This window comes from Pseudomonas sp. CCI1.1 (assembly GCF_034348165.1).
Taxonomy (GTDB): Bacteria; Pseudomonadota; Gammaproteobacteria; order Pseudomonadales; family Pseudomonadaceae; genus Aquipseudomonas; species Aquipseudomonas paracarnis.
In genome coordinates, this window is record NZ_CP133780.1 from 3,456,961 (window position 1) to 3,472,385 (window position 15,425).

The 15,425-nt window shown below is 60.1% G+C and carries 15 protein-coding genes and 2 pseudogenes; 5 read left to right on the forward strand and 12 right to left on the reverse strand.

All coding sequences use genetic code 11. The annotated features are described in order from the left end of the window. Nucleotides 1–25: 25 nt before the first annotated feature. The 7 genes from RHM69_RS15560 to rplU all read right to left on the reverse strand — a co-directional run bounded on the left by RHM69_RS15560 (nt 26) and on the right by rplU (nt 5,562). Nucleotides 26–1,129 (reverse strand): NADH:flavin oxidoreductase, encoded by a 1,104-nt coding sequence (locus RHM69_RS15560; protein ID WP_014719887.1) that lies wholly within the window; start codon nt 1,127–1,129, stop codon nt 26–28. A gap of 116 nt (nt 1,130–1,245) precedes the next feature. Continuing rightward, the gene (locus tag RHM69_RS15565) at nt 1,246–1,728 is read right to left on the reverse strand and encodes a glutathione peroxidase (RefSeq protein ID WP_058410972.1); all 483 of its coding nucleotides are present in this window, start codon (nt 1,726–1,728) and stop codon (nt 1,246–1,248) included. 102 nt (nt 1,729–1,830) lie between these two features. Then, a complete protein-coding gene (locus tag RHM69_RS15570) occupies nt 1,831–2,295 on the reverse strand; it encodes a CreA family protein (protein WP_014719889.1) in 465 nt (154 codons plus the stop codon). Between the two features lie 16 nt (nt 2,296–2,311). After that, nucleotides 2,312–3,430 (reverse strand): glutamate 5-kinase, encoded by a 1,119-nt coding sequence (proB, locus tag RHM69_RS15575; RefSeq protein ID WP_019817476.1) that lies wholly within the window; start codon nt 3,428–3,430, stop codon nt 2,312–2,314. Between the two features lie 109 nt (nt 3,431–3,539). Then, a complete protein-coding gene (gene cgtA, locus RHM69_RS15580; RefSeq protein ID WP_003194084.1) occupies nt 3,540–4,763 on the reverse strand; it encodes an Obg family GTPase CgtA in 1,224 nt (407 codons plus the stop codon). Nucleotides 4,764–4,955: 192 nt separating this feature from the next. Then, nucleotides 4,956–5,213, reverse strand: coding sequence for a 50S ribosomal protein L27 (gene rpmA, locus RHM69_RS15585; protein WP_003176049.1), 258 nt, complete (start codon nt 5,211–5,213; stop codon nt 4,956–4,958). Nucleotides 5,214–5,247: 34 nt separating this feature from the next. Next, nucleotides 5,248–5,562, reverse strand: coding sequence for a 50S ribosomal protein L21 (gene rplU, locus RHM69_RS15590; protein WP_007950961.1), 315 nt, complete (start codon nt 5,560–5,562; stop codon nt 5,248–5,250). Nucleotides 5,563–5,801: 239 nt separating this feature from the next. On the opposite strand from rplU, the gene RHM69_RS15595 reads away from it, so the two are divergent. The 3 genes from RHM69_RS15595 to RHM69_RS15605 all read left to right on the forward strand — a co-directional run bounded on the left by RHM69_RS15595 (nt 5,802) and on the right by RHM69_RS15605 (nt 7,700). After that, nucleotides 5,802–6,770 carry a polyprenyl synthetase family protein gene (locus RHM69_RS15595; RefSeq protein WP_014719891.1) on the forward strand — a complete coding sequence of 323 codons (969 nt, stop codon included), beginning with the start codon at nt 5,802–5,804 and terminating at the stop codon, nt 6,768–6,770. Between the two features lie 170 nt (nt 6,771–6,940). Further along, nucleotides 6,941–7,282, forward strand: coding sequence for a zinc ribbon domain-containing protein YjdM (locus RHM69_RS15600; RefSeq protein WP_014719892.1), 342 nt, complete (start codon nt 6,941–6,943; stop codon nt 7,280–7,282). 160 nt (nt 7,283–7,442) lie between these two features. Next, nucleotides 7,443–7,700 carry a hypothetical protein gene (locus RHM69_RS15605; RefSeq protein WP_005791321.1) on the forward strand — a complete coding sequence of 86 codons (258 nt, stop codon included), beginning with the start codon at nt 7,443–7,445 and terminating at the stop codon, nt 7,698–7,700. A gap of 60 nt (nt 7,701–7,760) precedes the next feature. Here RHM69_RS15605 and RHM69_RS15610 read toward each other — a convergent pair whose 3' ends face one another. Beyond that, a complete protein-coding gene (locus tag RHM69_RS15610) occupies nt 7,761–8,378 on the reverse strand; it encodes an FKBP-type peptidyl-prolyl cis-trans isomerase (RefSeq protein ID WP_014719893.1) in 618 nt (205 codons plus the stop codon). Between the two features lie 255 nt (nt 8,379–8,633). Between RHM69_RS15610 and RHM69_RS31110 the strand changes: the two are divergent. Beyond that, nucleotides 8,634–9,650 (forward strand): annotated as a pseudogene (locus RHM69_RS31110) (methyl-accepting chemotaxis protein); the annotation flags it as partial. Nucleotides 9,651–9,956: 306 nt separating this feature from the next. Beyond that, nucleotides 9,957–10,553 (forward strand): annotated as a pseudogene (locus RHM69_RS31115) (methyl-accepting chemotaxis protein); the annotation flags it as partial. 640 nt (nt 10,554–11,193) lie between these two features. Here RHM69_RS31115 and RHM69_RS15620 read toward each other — a convergent pair. From RHM69_RS15620 to RHM69_RS15635, 4 genes are read right to left on the reverse strand one after another with little or no spacing between them, the layout of a single operon-like run. Then, nucleotides 11,194–11,562, reverse strand: coding sequence for a glyoxalase superfamily protein (locus RHM69_RS15620; protein ID WP_200600146.1), 369 nt, complete (start codon nt 11,560–11,562; stop codon nt 11,194–11,196). A 29-nt stretch (nt 11,563–11,591) separates the two neighbouring features. Continuing rightward, the gene (locus RHM69_RS15625) at nt 11,592–13,055 is read right to left on the reverse strand and encodes an N-acyl-D-amino-acid deacylase family protein (RefSeq protein WP_020302506.1); all 1,464 of its coding nucleotides are present in this window, start codon (nt 13,053–13,055) and stop codon (nt 11,592–11,594) included. 1 nt (nt 13,056) lies between these two features. Next, the gene (locus RHM69_RS15630) at nt 13,057–13,917 is read right to left on the reverse strand and encodes a MurR/RpiR family transcriptional regulator (RefSeq protein ID WP_014719896.1); all 861 of its coding nucleotides are present in this window, start codon (nt 13,915–13,917) and stop codon (nt 13,057–13,059) included. A gap of 25 nt (nt 13,918–13,942) precedes the next feature. Next, nucleotides 13,943–15,346, reverse strand: a complete 1,404-nt coding sequence (locus RHM69_RS15635; protein ID WP_200600154.1) for a gluconate:H+ symporter — start codon at nt 15,344–15,346, stop codon at nt 13,943–13,945. Nucleotides 15,347–15,425: the final 79 nt, after the last annotated feature.

The following is a 15,425-nucleotide window of genomic DNA, read 5'->3' on the forward strand; positions in this document are numbered from 1 at the left end:
GCCCCATCACAGGGAGTCCGAGTCCTTACACTAAGGTCGTCAACGCCTCACGACTGAAGGGCAGGATGTCGCCTTCACGCCCTTCGCGCACCTTCACCGCCCAATCCGGGTCCACCAGCAATGCACGGCCCACTGCCACGAGGTCGAACTCATCGTTGTTCAGGCGCTCCAGCAGTTTCTCCAGGCTGGCAGGCTGGGCGACTTTGTCGGTGTTGACCATGAACTGCAGGAACTCGCCATCCAGGCCCACGCTGCCCACCGTGATGGTTGGCTTGCCGGTGAGCTGACGCGTCCAGCCGGCCAGGTTGAGGTCCGAGCCTTCAAATTCCGGCTCCCAGAAACGACGGGTGGAACAGTGGAAAATATCCACGCCAGCGTCAGACAATGGCTTGAGGAACTCACCCAACGCTTCAGGGCTTTGTACCAGGCGCGCGGTGTAGTCCTGCTGCTTCCACTGGGAGAAACGCAAGATGATCGGAAAATCCGGGCCGACAGCGGCGCGGGTCGCCTGGATCAGTTCGATGGCAAAGCGCGAGCGGTTGGCCAGGCTGCCACCGTATTCGTCAGTGCGCTGGTTGCTGCCTTCCCAGAAAAACTGGTCGACGAGGTAGCCGTGGGCACCGTGGATTTCCACGCCGTCCATGCCGATCGCCTGGGCATCCTTGGCCGCTTGGGCGAAGGCGTTGATCACCTGCGTGATGTCCTGTTTGGTCATGCCGTGCACAACGACATTGCCGTCCTTGAGCTTTTCCATCGGGCCATAAGCCGGCACGCTGGCGTCAGGTTCAGTGCCGATACGGCGCACACTGCCCACATGCCACAGTTGCGGGACAATCTTGCCGCCTTCGGCGTGGACTGCATCGACCACTTTCTTCCAGCCGGCCAAGGCGGCTTCACCGTAAAAATGCGGCACGTTGGGGTAGCCGTTGGAGGCTGGGTGCCCGACCACGGTGCCTTCAGTGATGATCAAGCCCACACCGGCAGCGGCACGGCGACGGTAGTACTCAATGACTTTCGAGTTGGGTACGCCACCTGGGGAGAACGAGCGGGTCATGGGCGCCATGACCACGCGGGTCGACAATTGCAATGCACCGAGCTGGAAGGGTTTGAACAAGGCTTGGACGGGCATGGAGCGCTCCACGGCTAAGAAATTTATGACGTGGATAATATGGAGAGCAGAGCGTCTCTCAAAGCACTATTGATCTAAATGATTAAGGTATAGAAGCGCCCGAATACCTGTAGGCGTCAACTCAGGGCTTTTTCGATGGCCTGGATGATGGAGGGATCTTCTGGGGGCGTACGGGGCGAGAAACGCGCAAGTACCCGGCCATCCTTACCCAACAGGAATTTCTCGAAGTTCCAGGTGATATCCCCAGGAAACTCAGCGCCCTCGCCCGCCAGCAAGCGGTACAGCTGGTGCCGATCAGGGCCGTTGACCTCGATCTTGCTGCCCAGTGGAAAGGTCACGCCGTAGTTCAGGCTGCAGAACTGCTGAATCTCCTGCTCGGTGCCGGGCTCCTGGCCTGCAAACTGGTTGCATGGCAAGCCGAGCACTGTGAACCCTTGGCCCCTGTACTGCTGGTAGAGGTTTTCCAGCGCCGCGTATTGCGGGGTCAAACCACATTTGGACGCCACATTCACCACCAGCACGACTTGGCCCTTGAAAGGCGCCAGCGGTAGCGCTTGTCCGTCCAAGGCTTTGAGTTTCAGATCGTGGAAAGCACTCATGACGAACTCCAGATATCCCATGTTCTTTGCATTGCAGCCCTTCGGAGCTTACAACCCGAAAGGCTGCAATCATAGACGCCGGTGACGAAACTCGCCTGCAGGTTACTGAGCGGTCGGCCAGGGCAAAATCGGGATCGCCGTCACCGCATTCTGCGGGCTGCCTTCGATCAAGCGGTCGCTGTAGACCAGATACACCAGGGTGTTGCGCTTCTTGTCGAGGAAACGCACCACCTGCATGGTCTTGAACACCAGCGAGGTGCGCTCCTTGAACACTTCGTCGCCGTCTTTGAGTTCACCCTTGAAGTGGATCGGGCCCACCTGGCGGCAAGCGATCGAGGCCTCGGCACGGTCTTCGGCCAGACCCAGCCCGCCCTTTACCCCGCCGGTCTTGGCGCGGGACAAGTAGCACGTCACGCCATCGACCTTGGGGTCGTCAAACGCTTCAACCACAATCCGGTCGTTGGGGCCGACGAACTTGAACACTGTCGACACCTGGCCGACTTCTTCGGCCGAAGCCAGCAGCGGCATGGCCAACAGCAGGCCGAGCAATCCCTTTATCACGCGCATCGTGTATTTCCTATGGTTAAACCAGGATCAGGTTGTCGCGGTGAACCAGTTCCGGTTCCGCCATATAACCCAAGAGTCCGACAATGGCGTCGGAGGATTGTCCAATAATCTTCTGTGCTTCCAGAGCGCTGTAGTTGGCCAGGCCGCGCGCGATCTCGCGACCGTCTGGCGCAACGCACACCACCATCTCGCCACGGCGGAAGCTGCCCTGTACCAACTTCACACCCACCGGCAGCAGGCTCTTGTTGCCCTGGGACAAGGCCGATACGGCTCCCGCGTCCAACACCAAGGTGCCACGGGTTTGCAGGTGACCGGCCAGCCACTGCTTGCGCGCGGCCAACATGCCGCGTTCCGGCGACAGCAGCGTACCAATGCGCTCACCGGCCTTGAGGCGATCCAGCACGCGCTCCAGGCGCCCGCCGACGATGATGGTGTGGGCACCGGAACGCGCGGCCAGGCGAGCGGCGCGCAGTTTGGTCTGCATGCCACCGCGGCCCAGGGCACCGCCGACACTGCCGGCGACCGCATCCAGCGCCGGGTCGTCGGCGCGGGCTTCGTAGATAAGCTGGGCATCGGGGTTGTTACGCGGGTCGGCGTCGAACATGCCATCGCGGTCGGTGAGGATCACCAACAGGTCGGCCTCTACCAGGTTAGCCACCAGGGCGGCCAGGGTGTCGTTGTCACCGAAGCGGATTTCGTCGGTGACCACGGTGTCGTTCTCGTTGATGACCGGGATGACCTTGAGTTCCACCAGCGCGCGCAAGGTGCTGCGGGCGTTGAGGTAGCGCTTGCGGTCGGACAGGTCGTCGTGGGTCAGCAGCACCTGCGCCGTGTGGCGACCGTGCTCGGCAAAGCTGGACTCCCAGGCTTGCACCAGGCCCATCTGGCCGATGGCGGCAGCGGCTTGCAGTTCGTGCATCGCGCTGGGTCGCGCGGTCCAGCCGAGACGGCTCATCCCGGCGGCAACCGCTCCGGACGACACCAATACCAACTCAACGCCTGCCTCATGCAAGGCCACCATCTGCTCGACCCAGACGCTCATGGCTGCGCGGTCCAGACCCTTGCCATCCGCCGTCAACAGCGCACTGCCGATTTTCACGACCCAGCGCTGCGCACCTGTCACTTTGCTCCGCATCATCTTCAACCTTAGAGTGAGGGCCGCGCGACCCAGCGCTGCCCATAACGTTATACCCGGATACCAAAACGCCGCTCCAGGGAGCGGCGTTCAAGTTTATCGCAACGGATCAGTCACGCACGTAAATGATTTCCGGGCCATCTTCATCATCCACGTCTTCTTCGTCCCAATCATCGTCGCCGATGTCGTGGACTGACTTCACGCCGCTGCGGCGCAGGGCGCGCTGGTCGTCCAGGGCCTGCAACTGGGCACGGGCTTCGTCTTCGATCTGCTGGTCGAGTTCGGCGAGTTCGGCCTTGTACACCGGGTCGGCCGCCAGGCGGTCGGCACGGTCTTCCAGGTAACGCATGATGTCGCGGGTCAGGCGCTCGGTGCCTTCTTTGGCGATGGCCGAGATGACGTAGACCGGGCCTTCCCACTCCAGGCGATCAACGATCTCCTTGACGCGCTCTTCGTGCTCTTCTTCAAGGATCTGGTCGCACTTGTTCAGTACCAACCAGCGATCGCGCTCGGCCAGGGCCGGGCTGAACTTGGTCAGTTCGCTGACGATGACTTCGGCGGCATCGGCGGCACTGGTGTCATCCAGCGGTGCCATGTCGACGAGGTGCAGCAGCAAACGGGTACGGGACAAGTGCTTGAGGAAGCGAATACCCAGACCCGCGCCGTCGGAAGCGCCTTCGATCAAGCCAGGAATGTCGGCGACTACGAAGCTTTTCCAGCGGTCTACGCTGACCACGCCCAGGTTTGGCACCAGGGTCGTGAACGGGTAGTCGGCCACTTTCGGCTTGGCGGCCGATACCGAACGAATGAAGGTACTTTTACCCGCGTTCGGCAGGCCCAGCAGGCCCACGTCCGCCAGTACTTTCATTTCCAGCTTCAGGTCGCGCTGCTCGCCCGGCTTGCCCGGCGTGGTCTGGCGTGGTGCACGGTTGGTACTGGACTTGAATCGGGTGTTACCCAAACCGTGCCAGCCGCCCTGCACAACCATCAGTTTCTGGCCGGCCTTGGTCAGGTCGCCAATCACTTCCTGGGTCGCGGAGTCGATGATCGTGGTGCCGACCGGTACGCGCAGTACCAGGTCTTCACCTTTTTTACCGGTGCAGTCGGTGCTGCCGCCGTTGGAGCCACGCTCGGCATCGAAGTGCCGGGTGTAACGGTAGTCGACCAGGGTGTTGAGGTTTTCGTCGGCCATCATGTAGATGGAACCGCCGTCACCGCCGTCACCGCCGTTCGGGCCACCGTTTTCGATGAATTTTTCGCGACGGAAACTCATGCAACCGTTACCGCCGTCGCCTGCTTTTACTCGGATGGAAACTTCATCAACGAACTTCATAACAAAACGCCTCTCGCCGCATGGACGAGCTTAAGAAACCAAGACATAAGACTCTTGCAAAAATGAGCGCAGCGACCTCAATCAGCGACCGCAAACCAGCGCCTGAGCTCATCACAGACAGCTTTGCAAGAGACTCACTCCACAAACGAAAAAGCCCCGTCGCAAGACAGGGCTTTTCCAGCGATCTCGCAATTAAGCTGCGACAACGCTCACGTAACGGCGGTTGAACGCGCCCTTTACTTCGAACTTGATCACGCCTTCGATTTTAGCGAAGAGGGTGTGATCTTTACCCATGCCAACACCGTAACCGGCGTGGAATTGGGTGCCGCGCTGACGCACGATGATGTTGCCCGGAATGATTTTCTGGCCGCCATACATCTTCACGCCAAGGCGTTTGGCTTCTGAGTCGCGACCGTTACGGGTACTACCACCAGCTTTTTTGTGTGCCATGAGTCAATTCTCCTAGTGAGGAATTAGGCTGAAATTAAGCCTGAATACCGGTGATTTTGATCTCGGTGTACCACTGGCGGTGGCCCATACGCTTCATGTGGTGCTTACGACGACGGAACTTGATGATGCGGACTTTATCGTGACGACCTTGGGAGATCACTTCAGCCACAACGGTAGCGCCAGCAACAACTGGAGCGCCGATGTTCACGTCATCGCCATTGGCGACCAACAGAACGCGATCAAAAGTAACGGATTCGCCAGTAGCGACTTCCAATTTCTCGATCTTCAGGTATTCACCTGGGGCGACTTTGTATTGCTTGCCACCAGTAACAATTACTGCGTACGACATGGTATTTCTCCGATAATCCTGCTCACCCAGCGCTTTATAAGAAGAGGTATTGGCTGGCATGGCTGCATGGGATGGACGTCCCGAATGCAATTGCGTAAGGCAGGTGCTGCCCAGGAAGTTCAGGGTGCGCGATTGTACGCAAGCTATGGGAGGCTTGCAAGGGGCCGTCTATCGCGCCTTGACACCCGGGGGTCAGGGTCCTAGCATGCCGCGCAACCCTTCTGGAGCGACTGTCGCTGATGCAACCCCAAGCTTTCTACCGCGCGGTCGCGGACGATTTTAGCGCCGTCGACGGCATCATCAAACAGCAGCTGACGTCTAAAGTGCCGCTGGTCTCCAAAATTGGCGACTATATTACGTCGGCGGGCGGCAAACGCCTGCGTCCTTTATTAGTGTTGCTGTGCGGCAAGGCCCTGGGCCGCCAAGGCGATGACCTGCGCCTGCTGGCCGCCACGATCGAATTCCTGCACACCGCCACCTTGCTGCATGATGACGTGGTCGACATGTCCGGCATGCGCCGTGGTCGCGAGACTGCAAACGCGATGTGGGGCAATGCGCCCAGCGTGTTGGTGGGCGACTTCCTGTATTCGCGCTCGTTCGAAATGATGGTCGAGCTGGGCTCGATGCCGGTGATGAAGATTCTTTCACAGGCCACGCGCATCATCGCCGAAGGCGAAGTGTTGCAGCTGTCCAAGGTGCGCGACGCCAGCACCACCGAAGAAACCTATATGGAAGTAATTCGCGGCAAAACCGCGATGCTCTTCGAAGCCTCTACCCACAGTGCTGCCGCGCTGTGTGGCGCCACCGCCGAACAGGCCGAAGCCCTGCGTACCTTTGGTGATCATCTGGGCGTGGCGTTCCAACTGGTGGATGACCTGCTCGACTACAAGGGCGACGCCGAAACCCTGGGCAAGAACGTCGGTGACGACCTGGCCGAGGGCAAGCCGACCTTGCCGCTGATCTACACCATGCGCGAAGGCACGCCGGAACAGGCCGCCTTGGTGCGCAAGGCGATCCAGAAAGGCGGGATCGAAGACCTGGAAGCCATCCGTGCCGCTGTAGAAGCTTCGGGTTCCCTGGAGTACACCGCGCAACTGGCGCGTGACTACGTGGCGCGGGCGATCACATGCCTGCAAGCGCTGCCGGCCAGTGAATACCGGGATGCCCTGGTTGAGCTGAGTGAGTTTGCGGTCGCCCGTACTCACTGATTCCGCGCTGTTTAATGTGGGAGCTGGCTTGCCTGCGATGACTGGAGTGAACTCACTGCCGCTATCGCAGGCAAGCCAGCTCCCACATTAGGACGAGTCCAACCCCATCCGCGTTTAAAACCCTATATAATGTGCGACTTTTAGCCATCCCTGACTTTCTAGGAGCTTTAGTGAGCACGTTGCCTCCCTGCCCGAAATGCAATTCCGAATACACCTACGAAGACGGCGCCCAGCTGATCTGCCCGGAATGCGCCCATGAATGGTCCGCCACTGGCGAGGCCGAAGTGGCTGGTGATGAAACCGTGAAGAAAGACGCTGTGGGCAATGTCCTGCAGGACGGCGACACCATCACCGTGATCAAGGACCTCAAGGTCAAGGGCACTTCCCTGGTGGTCAAGGTCGGCACCAAGGTCAAGAACATCCGCCTGTGCGACGGCGACCACGATATCGACTGCAAGATCGACGGGATCGGCCCGATGAAACTCAAGTCCGAGTTCGTACGCAAAGTCTGATCCTGCTGCATTCCATCCCGCGCCCGCCGCGGGATGGCGTTTCGCCCTCTGCGTTGATCGAACGCAATACCCACACAGAAAAACCCAGAAACTGCCAATAGACGCTTGCTATTCTACGAATAAGAATTATTCTCATTGAAACCCATCAAGGAGAACGACCATGACTTATTTGATAGATGCCTGGCTGGATCGCCCCCACCCTTACCTGCGAATCCTGCATCGGGAAACCGGTGAAGTCTGTGCGGTGCTTGAGGAAGAAGCGCTGAACGAGCTACAGGACCAAGGCGATCTGGACGTGAATGGCCTGAGTTCCAGTGAGCCTGGGGTGCTGAAGGAGGTGGTAAGGAATCTGTTTCTGTTCTGCTATGCACGAGCGTTGCGCCCGGCGACCGACTTGAATGGCAAGTTCCATCCATGAAGAAACTGGCAAATGCCTGTTGGGGCGAACGCGTTCGTCCCAACAGGTAATCAGCAGGTCTTACAGAACGTCGAGCAGCTCGACGTCGAATACCAGAACGCTGTGCGGCGGGATGCTGCCAACGCCTTGAGCGCCGTAAGCCAGTTCGCTCGGCACGTACAGGCGCCATTTGCTGCCGGCATTCATCAGTTGCAGGGCTTCGGTCCAGCCGGCGATCACGCCACCCACCGGGAATTCCGCAGGTTGGCCGCGCTCGTAGGAGCTGTCGAACACAGTGCCGTCGATCAGGGTACCGTGGTAGTGGGTGCGCACTTGGTCTTCACGGGTCGGCTTCGCGCCGGTACCGGCGGTCAGCACTTCAAATTGCAGGCCGGAAGCCAGGGTGGTGATGCCATCACGCTTGGCGTTTTCTGCCAGGAAAGCCAGGCCAGCGCCCGCAGCAGCTTCAGCCTTGGCAGCGGCTTCGGCTTGCATGATTTCGCGGATCACTTTGAAGCTGGCTGCCATTTGCTCTTGGTCAACACGGCTTGGCTGGCCTGCAAACGCGTCGGTCAGACCGGCCAGGATTGCGTCCAGGCTCACGCCCGGTGGCGGGTTGTCGCGCAGTTGGTCGCCCAACTGACGGCCGATACCGTAGCTGACGCGGGTTTCGTCGGTGGACAGATTAACTTCGGACATGAAGAGGCTCCGCTGTAGGACACCACGGTTTCCCGCGCTGCCCAGAACTAAAAGGGCCCGCAGACTAGCACACAAGAGCGGCCCATGATCAGCCCCACCCCGGCATCGCCTTAGCGTGCCGATGACCCTTCGTCGCCCGGCAATAAAAGTATTTCAGAATTGTCCCTTGCCGCCGATACAGCCCTACACATCTTGGCTGGCTCAAACAACAACACACCGTCCAGCAGACAGACATCACTCTTCAAGGAGCTTTCGATGAACAGCTGGTTCGGTAACATCAGCGTCAATCTCAAACTCGGCCTGGGCTTCGGCCTGGTGTTGGTCCTCACTTCAGTCCTGGCGCTCACGGGCTGGACCAGCCTCGGCGGCTTGATCGACCGTAGCAATTGGATGAGCGATATCACCCAGCTCAACGCCTCGCTGACCAAGCTGCGCATCGTGCGCTTGCAATACATGCTGGCCAATGGCGACGAAGCCGTGGCGCAGAACGTACAGACCAGCCTCGATGCCTTCGCCGCTCAGCAACAGAAGCTGCTGGATAGCTTCAAGAGCCCGGAAAACCTCAAGCTGCTCAATGACCAGAAAGCCGTCATTACCGCCTACCGCCAGTCCTTGAACAAAATGCGCGAGGCCTACCGCAATGGCAACGCTGCGCGCGACGTCATGGGCGCCAAGGCCGATGTCGCCAACGCGCAAATCAATGCGCTGCAAACCAGTGTGCAACAGGCGCCGGATAGCCCGGAACGCTTCACGCAATTTCTGGCCGTGACCCAAGCCAAGAATGAGTTCCAGCAAGCTCGCTACGAAGTGCGCGGCTATACCAATAGTCCCAACGCAGAAACCGAAGCCCGCGCTGCGGCGCAACTGGAAAAAGCCGTCGCCGGTTTGAAGGACCTCAGCGCGGCGTTCGGTACCGGTCAGCAAAGCGCATTGTCGGCCCTGGAAACCGCCCTCGGTGCCTACCGCAGCGCCGTGCAGAGCTACAAGGCAGCCAACGCCAACATCGTCACCGCCCGCGCCGAAATGACCACCCAGGGCGCCGATATCGTGACGATCAGCGACAAGCTGTACGACATCCAACTGGAACGTCGCGACGCTGAAAGCACCCAGGCCCGCAGCCTGCAATTGATCAGCACCTTGCTGGCTTTGCTGGTTGGCGTAATTGCCGCCTGGGTCATCACCCGTCAGATCACCCGCCCGATCCAGGACACCCTGGCGGTGGTAGAGCGCATCGCTTCGGGTGACTTGAGCCACAACATCCAGGTAACCCGCCGTGATGAGCTGGGCGTGCTGCAACAAGGCATCCAGCGCATGGGCACGACCCTGCGCGAGTTGATCAGCGGCATCCGCGATGGCGTGACCCAGATCGCCAGCGCCGCTGAAGAGCTATCGGCCGTAACCGAGCAAACCAGCGCCGGGGTAAACAGCCAGAAGATCGAGACCGATCAGGTCGCCACCGCCATGCATGAAATGACCGCCACCGTGCAGGAAGTTGCGCGCAATGCCGAGCAGGCGTCCCAAGCCGCCTCCGACGCCGACGGCCAGGCCCGCGAAGGCGACAAGGTGGTGGCCGAAGCCATCGCCCAGATCGAACGCCTGGCGGCTGAAGTCGCCCGCTCTACCGACGCCATGACGCACCTGCAACAAGAGAGCAACAAGATCGGCAGCGTGATGGACGTAATCAAGGCGGTGGCCGAACAGACCAACCTGCTGGCCCTGAACGCCGCGATTGAAGCCGCGCGTGCCGGTGAGGCCGGGCGTGGCTTCGCGGTGGTCGCCGACGAAGTACGCGGCCTGGCCCAGCGTACACAGAAATCCACCGAGGAAATCGAAGGCCTGGTGGCCGGCTTGCAGAACGGCACCCAACAAGTCGCCAGCGTGATGAACAACAGCCGCAGCCTCACCGACAGCAGTGTCGAGCTGACGCGCAAGGCCGGGGTATCCTTGGAAAACATCACCCGCACCGTGTCGAATATCCAGTCGATGAACCAGCAGATTGCAGCGGCCGCCGAACAGCAAAGCGCCGTGGCGGAAGAGATCAGCCGCAGTATCGTGAATGTGCGGGATGTGTCCGAGCAGACCGCGACTGCCAGTGATGAGACGGCCAAGTCGAGTGTGGAACTGGCTCGATTGGGTAGCCAGTTACAGCAGATGGTCAGTCATTTCCGGGTTTAAAAAACCAAAAAAAGCCGCCTCAATTTAAGCCGAGGCGGCTCCACTTCTCAGACCTTATTGGTCATCAAAGCTGTCCCGCAGGAATGTCCACACGTGATAAACACGTAAAGCATTCACTACGAGGTTCCACGTACGTCGTGCAAACTTAGACATACTCGGCCCTCCTAGAGTTGGGCCTTACCTCCAGCGCACTTACCGGAACACGTGAGCCTTTGGACGCGGGTCAATGCGTCCTTTGAGGTGGCCGGGCTAGTGGGCCTTCCGTATCAATCCGGCACGGATTACTAGCCCGTGGCGGTCAGTCCAGAATTCGCGCGCGTACCCGGCCCCCCAAAAGCGACAAACGCAGAACGGGGAAGATCCTAACCAACATTCCCGTCTAAGGTGTGTCTAACAGTGGTCAAATATCCAGTATCGCCGATAGATTCATTGCAAGCTTTTGCAGTCAAAATCAGGCAAGAGAAGATGCCTAAAGGATCCATGCCGGCCATCGTTCCGTCTTGCGTGACGACGTGACCGGCAGTTAGTATCCACCTGCGGGTCAATGCGTCCTTTGAGATAGCAAACCCCAGCCACTCACTGGGTTTGCAATAAAAAACCGCCCTACTAAGGCGGTTTTTTTTTGCCTGCCATTTACCCTTCAGACCTCGCTGTCCTCGACAAACACCAGCCGATTCCCAAACGGGTCACGGATACTCATCTCCCGCGAACCCCAGGGCGTGTCCTCAACCCCAGGCTTGGCATATCGGTACTCTTTGCCCAGCAACTGCTGCTGATACGCATCGACCCCGTGGGCCAGAATTCGCACCGCCGCCCCCGGCGAAGCATCACCATGATGCTCGGACAAATGCAGCACGCACTCCCCCAGCGAGACCTGAAGGTACAACGGGAAATTCGCCTCGAAACGATGCTGCCAATCGACCTTGAACCCCAGGAAGTCGACGTAGAATTCCAAGGCTTTGACCTCGTCAAAAATCCGCAGAATGGGGACGACTTTTCCTAAGTGCATGGCGACAGCTCCGTATAAAAGAAGCCCCACTATAGAGCCGTAAACCCACCACGCAAATCCCCGCTACGCGCCAGGAACCGGCCTGCTCTCGCGCCGTTCGCCTGCCCATCGCGATAGCTCAATACGCCATTGACCCACACGCCATCAATCCCTTCAGCTGCGCGCTGCGGTGCGGTGAAATCCGCCACATCCCGCACCCGCAGGGGGTCGAACAATACCAGGTCAGCCCAGTAGCCTTCACGGATCTCGCCACGCTCAGCCAGCCCGAAGCGCGCCGCCGACAAGCCGGTCATCTTGTGCACCGCCGTGTGCAAAGGGAACAAGCCGACATCCCGACTGAAATGCCCGAGTACACGTGGGAAGGCCCCCCACAAGCGGGGATGAGGAAACGGGTCTTCAGGCAAGCCGTCCGAGCCCACCATCGACAACGGATGCGCAAGGATGCGCCGAACGTCGGCTTCATCCATCCCGTAATACACCGCCCCTGCCGGCTGTAAACGGCGAGCGGCCTCCAACAGCGAAACGTTCCACTCGCCAGCGATGTCCTGCAAATCGCGCCCGCCCATGTGCGGGTGCGGTGTTGACCAGGTGATGGTGATGCGAAACGCGTCGGTGACCTGTTTGAGGTCCAGGGTCGAGGAACTGGCAGCATAGGGATAGCAATCACAGCCCACCGGATGATTTTCCGCTGCAGCTTGCAGAGCCGCCAACAACTGCGGACTGCGCCCCCAATTACCGGCACCCGCGCATTTAAGGTGGGAAATAATCACCGGCACCCTGGCATGTCGGCCGATCAGAAACGCCTCATCCATTGCCTCCAGTACCGGCTCGAACTCGCTGCGCAAATGCGTGGTGTACACCGCACCGTAGGCCGTCAGTTCTTCAACAAGCTGCAACACCTCATCAGTCTCGGCGTTGAATGCGCTGGCGTAGGCCAGGCCTGTGGATAACCCAAGGGCGCCGGCCTCCAGGCTCTCTTGCAACTGCACGCGCATGGCCGCGATTTCATAGGGCGTGGCGGTGCGATGCAGGTCATCCATATGGTTGCTGCGCAGCGCCGTGTGGCCGATCAGGGCGGCAACGTTCACTGCCGGATCGGCGCCTTGCACTGCGTTGCGATAATCGCTGAACCGCGGATAACAGAACTGCTCACGCTTGCCCAATAAGTTCATTGGGTCCGGCGGGTCGCTGCGCAAACTCACCGGCGAGGCGCTGATGCCACAGTTGCCGACAATCACCGTGGTCACGCCTTGGCTGAGCTTGGGCAGCATCTGCGGCTGTCGGATCACCACCGTGTCATCGTGGGTGTGCACGTCGATAAAACCCGGCGCCAATACGCGGCCATGGGCGTCGATGACTTGCTCGGCCCGGGCTGTGGACAAGTCGCCAATCGTGCGGATGCGCCCTGCGTGCACGCCCACATCGGCGACATACCCTGGGGTGTTACTGCCATCGATGATCAGCGCCTGGCGAATCAGCGTGTCGTACGTCATATCAGTCTCCAAGCGGCAGGCTGTCAGGGCCGCCGCGGTAATCATCCAGGGCCAGCTTGATCCGGCGCAGGCGTTCCTGGTTGTCGTCCGGCAGGGCCAGCGCCAGCTCGGTGGCGAGCAGGTCGATGGCCAGCAGCATGCCGTAGCGGGCGGCGGTGGGTTTGTAGATAAAACTGGTTTCCGCCGGTTGCAGCGGCAGCAGGACATCCGCCAATTCGGCCAGGGGAGAGTCCGCGAGGGTGATGGCAATGATCCGTGCGTCGTAGTTGCGCGCCAGTTTCACCACATCCAGTAATTCAGGTGTGCGGCCGGTGAGGGAACAGACAATCAAGGCATGTTGCGGGCCCAGGGTCGCGGCCGTGACGCGCATCATCACCGGGTCATGGCAGGCCGCAATCGGGTAGCCCAGACGCACCAGGCGCACCTGCAATTCATCGCTGCACAGGCTGGAGGGGCCGCCCATGCCGAACGCATGAATCATCCGCGCCTTGCCCAGCAAACTGACCGCATCGACAAAGCTGTGCTGGTTAAAACCTGACAAATGCTGGCGCAGCGTCGCTTCGATATCGCCCAGAATTTGCCGATGAAAGGCCGACTGTTCCGGCAACCCCGCCGGGTCCAGGAAGCGGCTGCCCACACCACTGGCCTGGGCCAGTTGCAGGCGCAAATCGCGCAAGTCACGGCAGCCAACGCTGCGGGCAAAACGCGACAAGGTCGCGGTGCTGACCTCGGCCCGCTGGGACAACGCCTCCAGGCTGGCCGAGGCGGCAAAGCCCACATCTTCAAGCATCAACTTGGCGATACGCCCTTCGCCGGCGCTGAACGAGTCCTGGCGGGCGCGGATCTGGTAGAGGATGTCCATGCAGGCTCCGGTTATAGAATCAGGCTCATAACACCAGGGACAAGCCGTAGGTCAGACCGAAGGCGACCAGCGAAATCAGGGTCTCCAGTACGGTCCAGGTCTTGAAGGTCTGGATGACCGTCATATTGAAGTATTCCTTGATCAGCCAGAAGCCGCCGTCGTTAACGTGGGAAAAGATCACCGAGCCCGCACCAGTCGCCAGCACCAGCAATTCAGGGTGTGGATAACCCAGGCCCAAGGCGACCGGCGCGACCACCCCGGACGCGGTGGTCATGGCCACCGTGGCCGAGCCGGTGGCGACGCGCATCAACGCGGCGAACAGCCAGCCCATCACCAGCGGCGACAACTGGAACGCATGAGCCAGGCCAAGGATTTCATGAGTAACACCAGCGTCCACCAGGATGCGATTCAACCCACCGCCCGCGCCCACCAGCAAGGTAATGCTGGCGGTCGGCGCCAGGCATTCGTTGGTGAACTTGAGGATCGACTCGCGGTTGAAGCCCTGGGCCAGGCCCAAGGTCCAGAAACTCACCAGGGTCGCCACCAACAGGGCGATCACCGAGTTGCCGATAAACAACAGGAACTGGTTGAAACCGCTGCCCGGCGTAGAAATCACGTTGGCCCAGCCGCCGATCATCATCAACACCACCGGCAACAGGATGGTGCCCATGGTCAGCGCAAAGCTGGGCAGGCGTGTACGCGGTTCACGCTCGATGAACTGGCGCTCCAGCGGGTTTTCCGCTGGCAACTGAATGTGCGGCACGATGAACTTGGCGTAGACGGGCCCGGCAATGATCGCCGTGGGGATGCCAATCAAAATCGCATACAGCACCGTCTGCCCGACCGAGGCGTTATAGGCCAGCACCGCCATCATCGCCGCCGGGTGCGGCGGCACCAACGCATGCACCACCGACAGGCCGGCGACCATCGGCAGCCCGACCATCAGGATCGACACGCCCACGCGCCGCGCCACGGTAAAGGCAATCGGCACCAGCAGTACAAAGCCGACCTCGAAAAACAGCGGCAGCCCCACCAGAAACGCAATACACACCATCGCCCAGTGGGCATTGCGCTCACCGAAGCGGTTGATCAGCGTGCGCGCCACCTGCTCGGCGCCACCGGACTCGGCCATCATCTTGCCGAGCATGGTGCCCAGCGCCACCACCAGGGCGATATGCCCCAGGGTCTTGCCGACACCCGCCTCGTACGAACCCATGATGGTGTCCGCCGGCATTCCGGCCATCAGCGCCAGGCCGATGGACACCAGGGTAATCACGATAAAGGGGTTAAGTCGGTAGCGTGCGATCAGCACGATCAATGCAATGATGGCGATGGCAGCGTATGCCAACAGCCCGAAGCCCGGTGATGCGGCCATGCGGTACTCCTCGGAAAGGGTCACGTCGAATTGGTTGTGAAACTCATAAATCATTCCCGAGGAGCATTTTCAATTTTTATGAAAGTAATTTTCGCCCACGGATAAGCGTTGTCGCTTGGGGATATGCCCGACG

Excerpts from the sequence above, each read along its gene's own strand:
- RHM69_RS15560 (WP_014719887.1), bottom strand. The coding sequence starts at position 1,129 with ATGCCCGTCCAAGCCTTGTTCAAACCCTTCCAGCTCGGTGCATTGCAA.
- RHM69_RS15565 (WP_058410972.1), bottom strand. The coding sequence starts at position 1,728 with ATGAGTGCTTTCCACGATCTGAAACTCAAAGCCTTGGACGGACAAGCG.
- RHM69_RS15570 (WP_014719889.1), bottom strand. The coding sequence starts at position 2,295 with ATGCGCGTGATAAAGGGATTGCTCGGCCTGCTGTTGGCCATGCCGCTG.
- proB (WP_019817476.1), bottom strand. The coding sequence starts at position 3,430 with ATGCGGAGCAAAGTGACAGGTGCGCAGCGCTGGGTCGTGAAAATCGGC.
- cgtA (WP_003194084.1), bottom strand. The coding sequence starts at position 4,763 with ATGAAGTTCGTTGATGAAGTTTCCATCCGAGTAAAAGCAGGCGACGGC.
- rpmA (WP_003176049.1), bottom strand. The coding sequence starts at position 5,213 with ATGGCACACAAAAAAGCTGGTGGTAGTACCCGTAACGGTCGCGACTCA.
- rplU (WP_007950961.1), bottom strand. The coding sequence starts at position 5,562 with ATGTCGTACGCAGTAATTGTTACTGGTGGCAAGCAATACAAAGTCGCC.
- RHM69_RS15595 (WP_014719891.1), top strand. The coding sequence starts at position 5,802 with ATGCAACCCCAAGCTTTCTACCGCGCGGTCGCGGACGATTTTAGCGCC.
- RHM69_RS15605 (WP_005791321.1), top strand. The coding sequence starts at position 7,443 with ATGACTTATTTGATAGATGCCTGGCTGGATCGCCCCCACCCTTACCTG.
- RHM69_RS15610 (WP_014719893.1), bottom strand. The coding sequence starts at position 8,378 with ATGTCCGAAGTTAATCTGTCCACCGACGAAACCCGCGTCAGCTACGGT.
- RHM69_RS15620 (WP_200600146.1), bottom strand. The coding sequence starts at position 11,562 with ATGCACTTAGGAAAAGTCGTCCCCATTCTGCGGATTTTTGACGAGGTC.
- RHM69_RS15625 (WP_020302506.1), bottom strand. The coding sequence starts at position 13,055 with ATGACGTACGACACGCTGATTCGCCAGGCGCTGATCATCGATGGCAGT.
- RHM69_RS15630 (WP_014719896.1), bottom strand. The coding sequence starts at position 13,917 with ATGGACATCCTCTACCAGATCCGCGCCCGCCAGGACTCGTTCAGCGCC.
- RHM69_RS15635 (WP_200600154.1), bottom strand. The coding sequence starts at position 15,346 with ATGATTTATGAGTTTCACAACCAATTCGACGTGACCCTTTCCGAGGAG.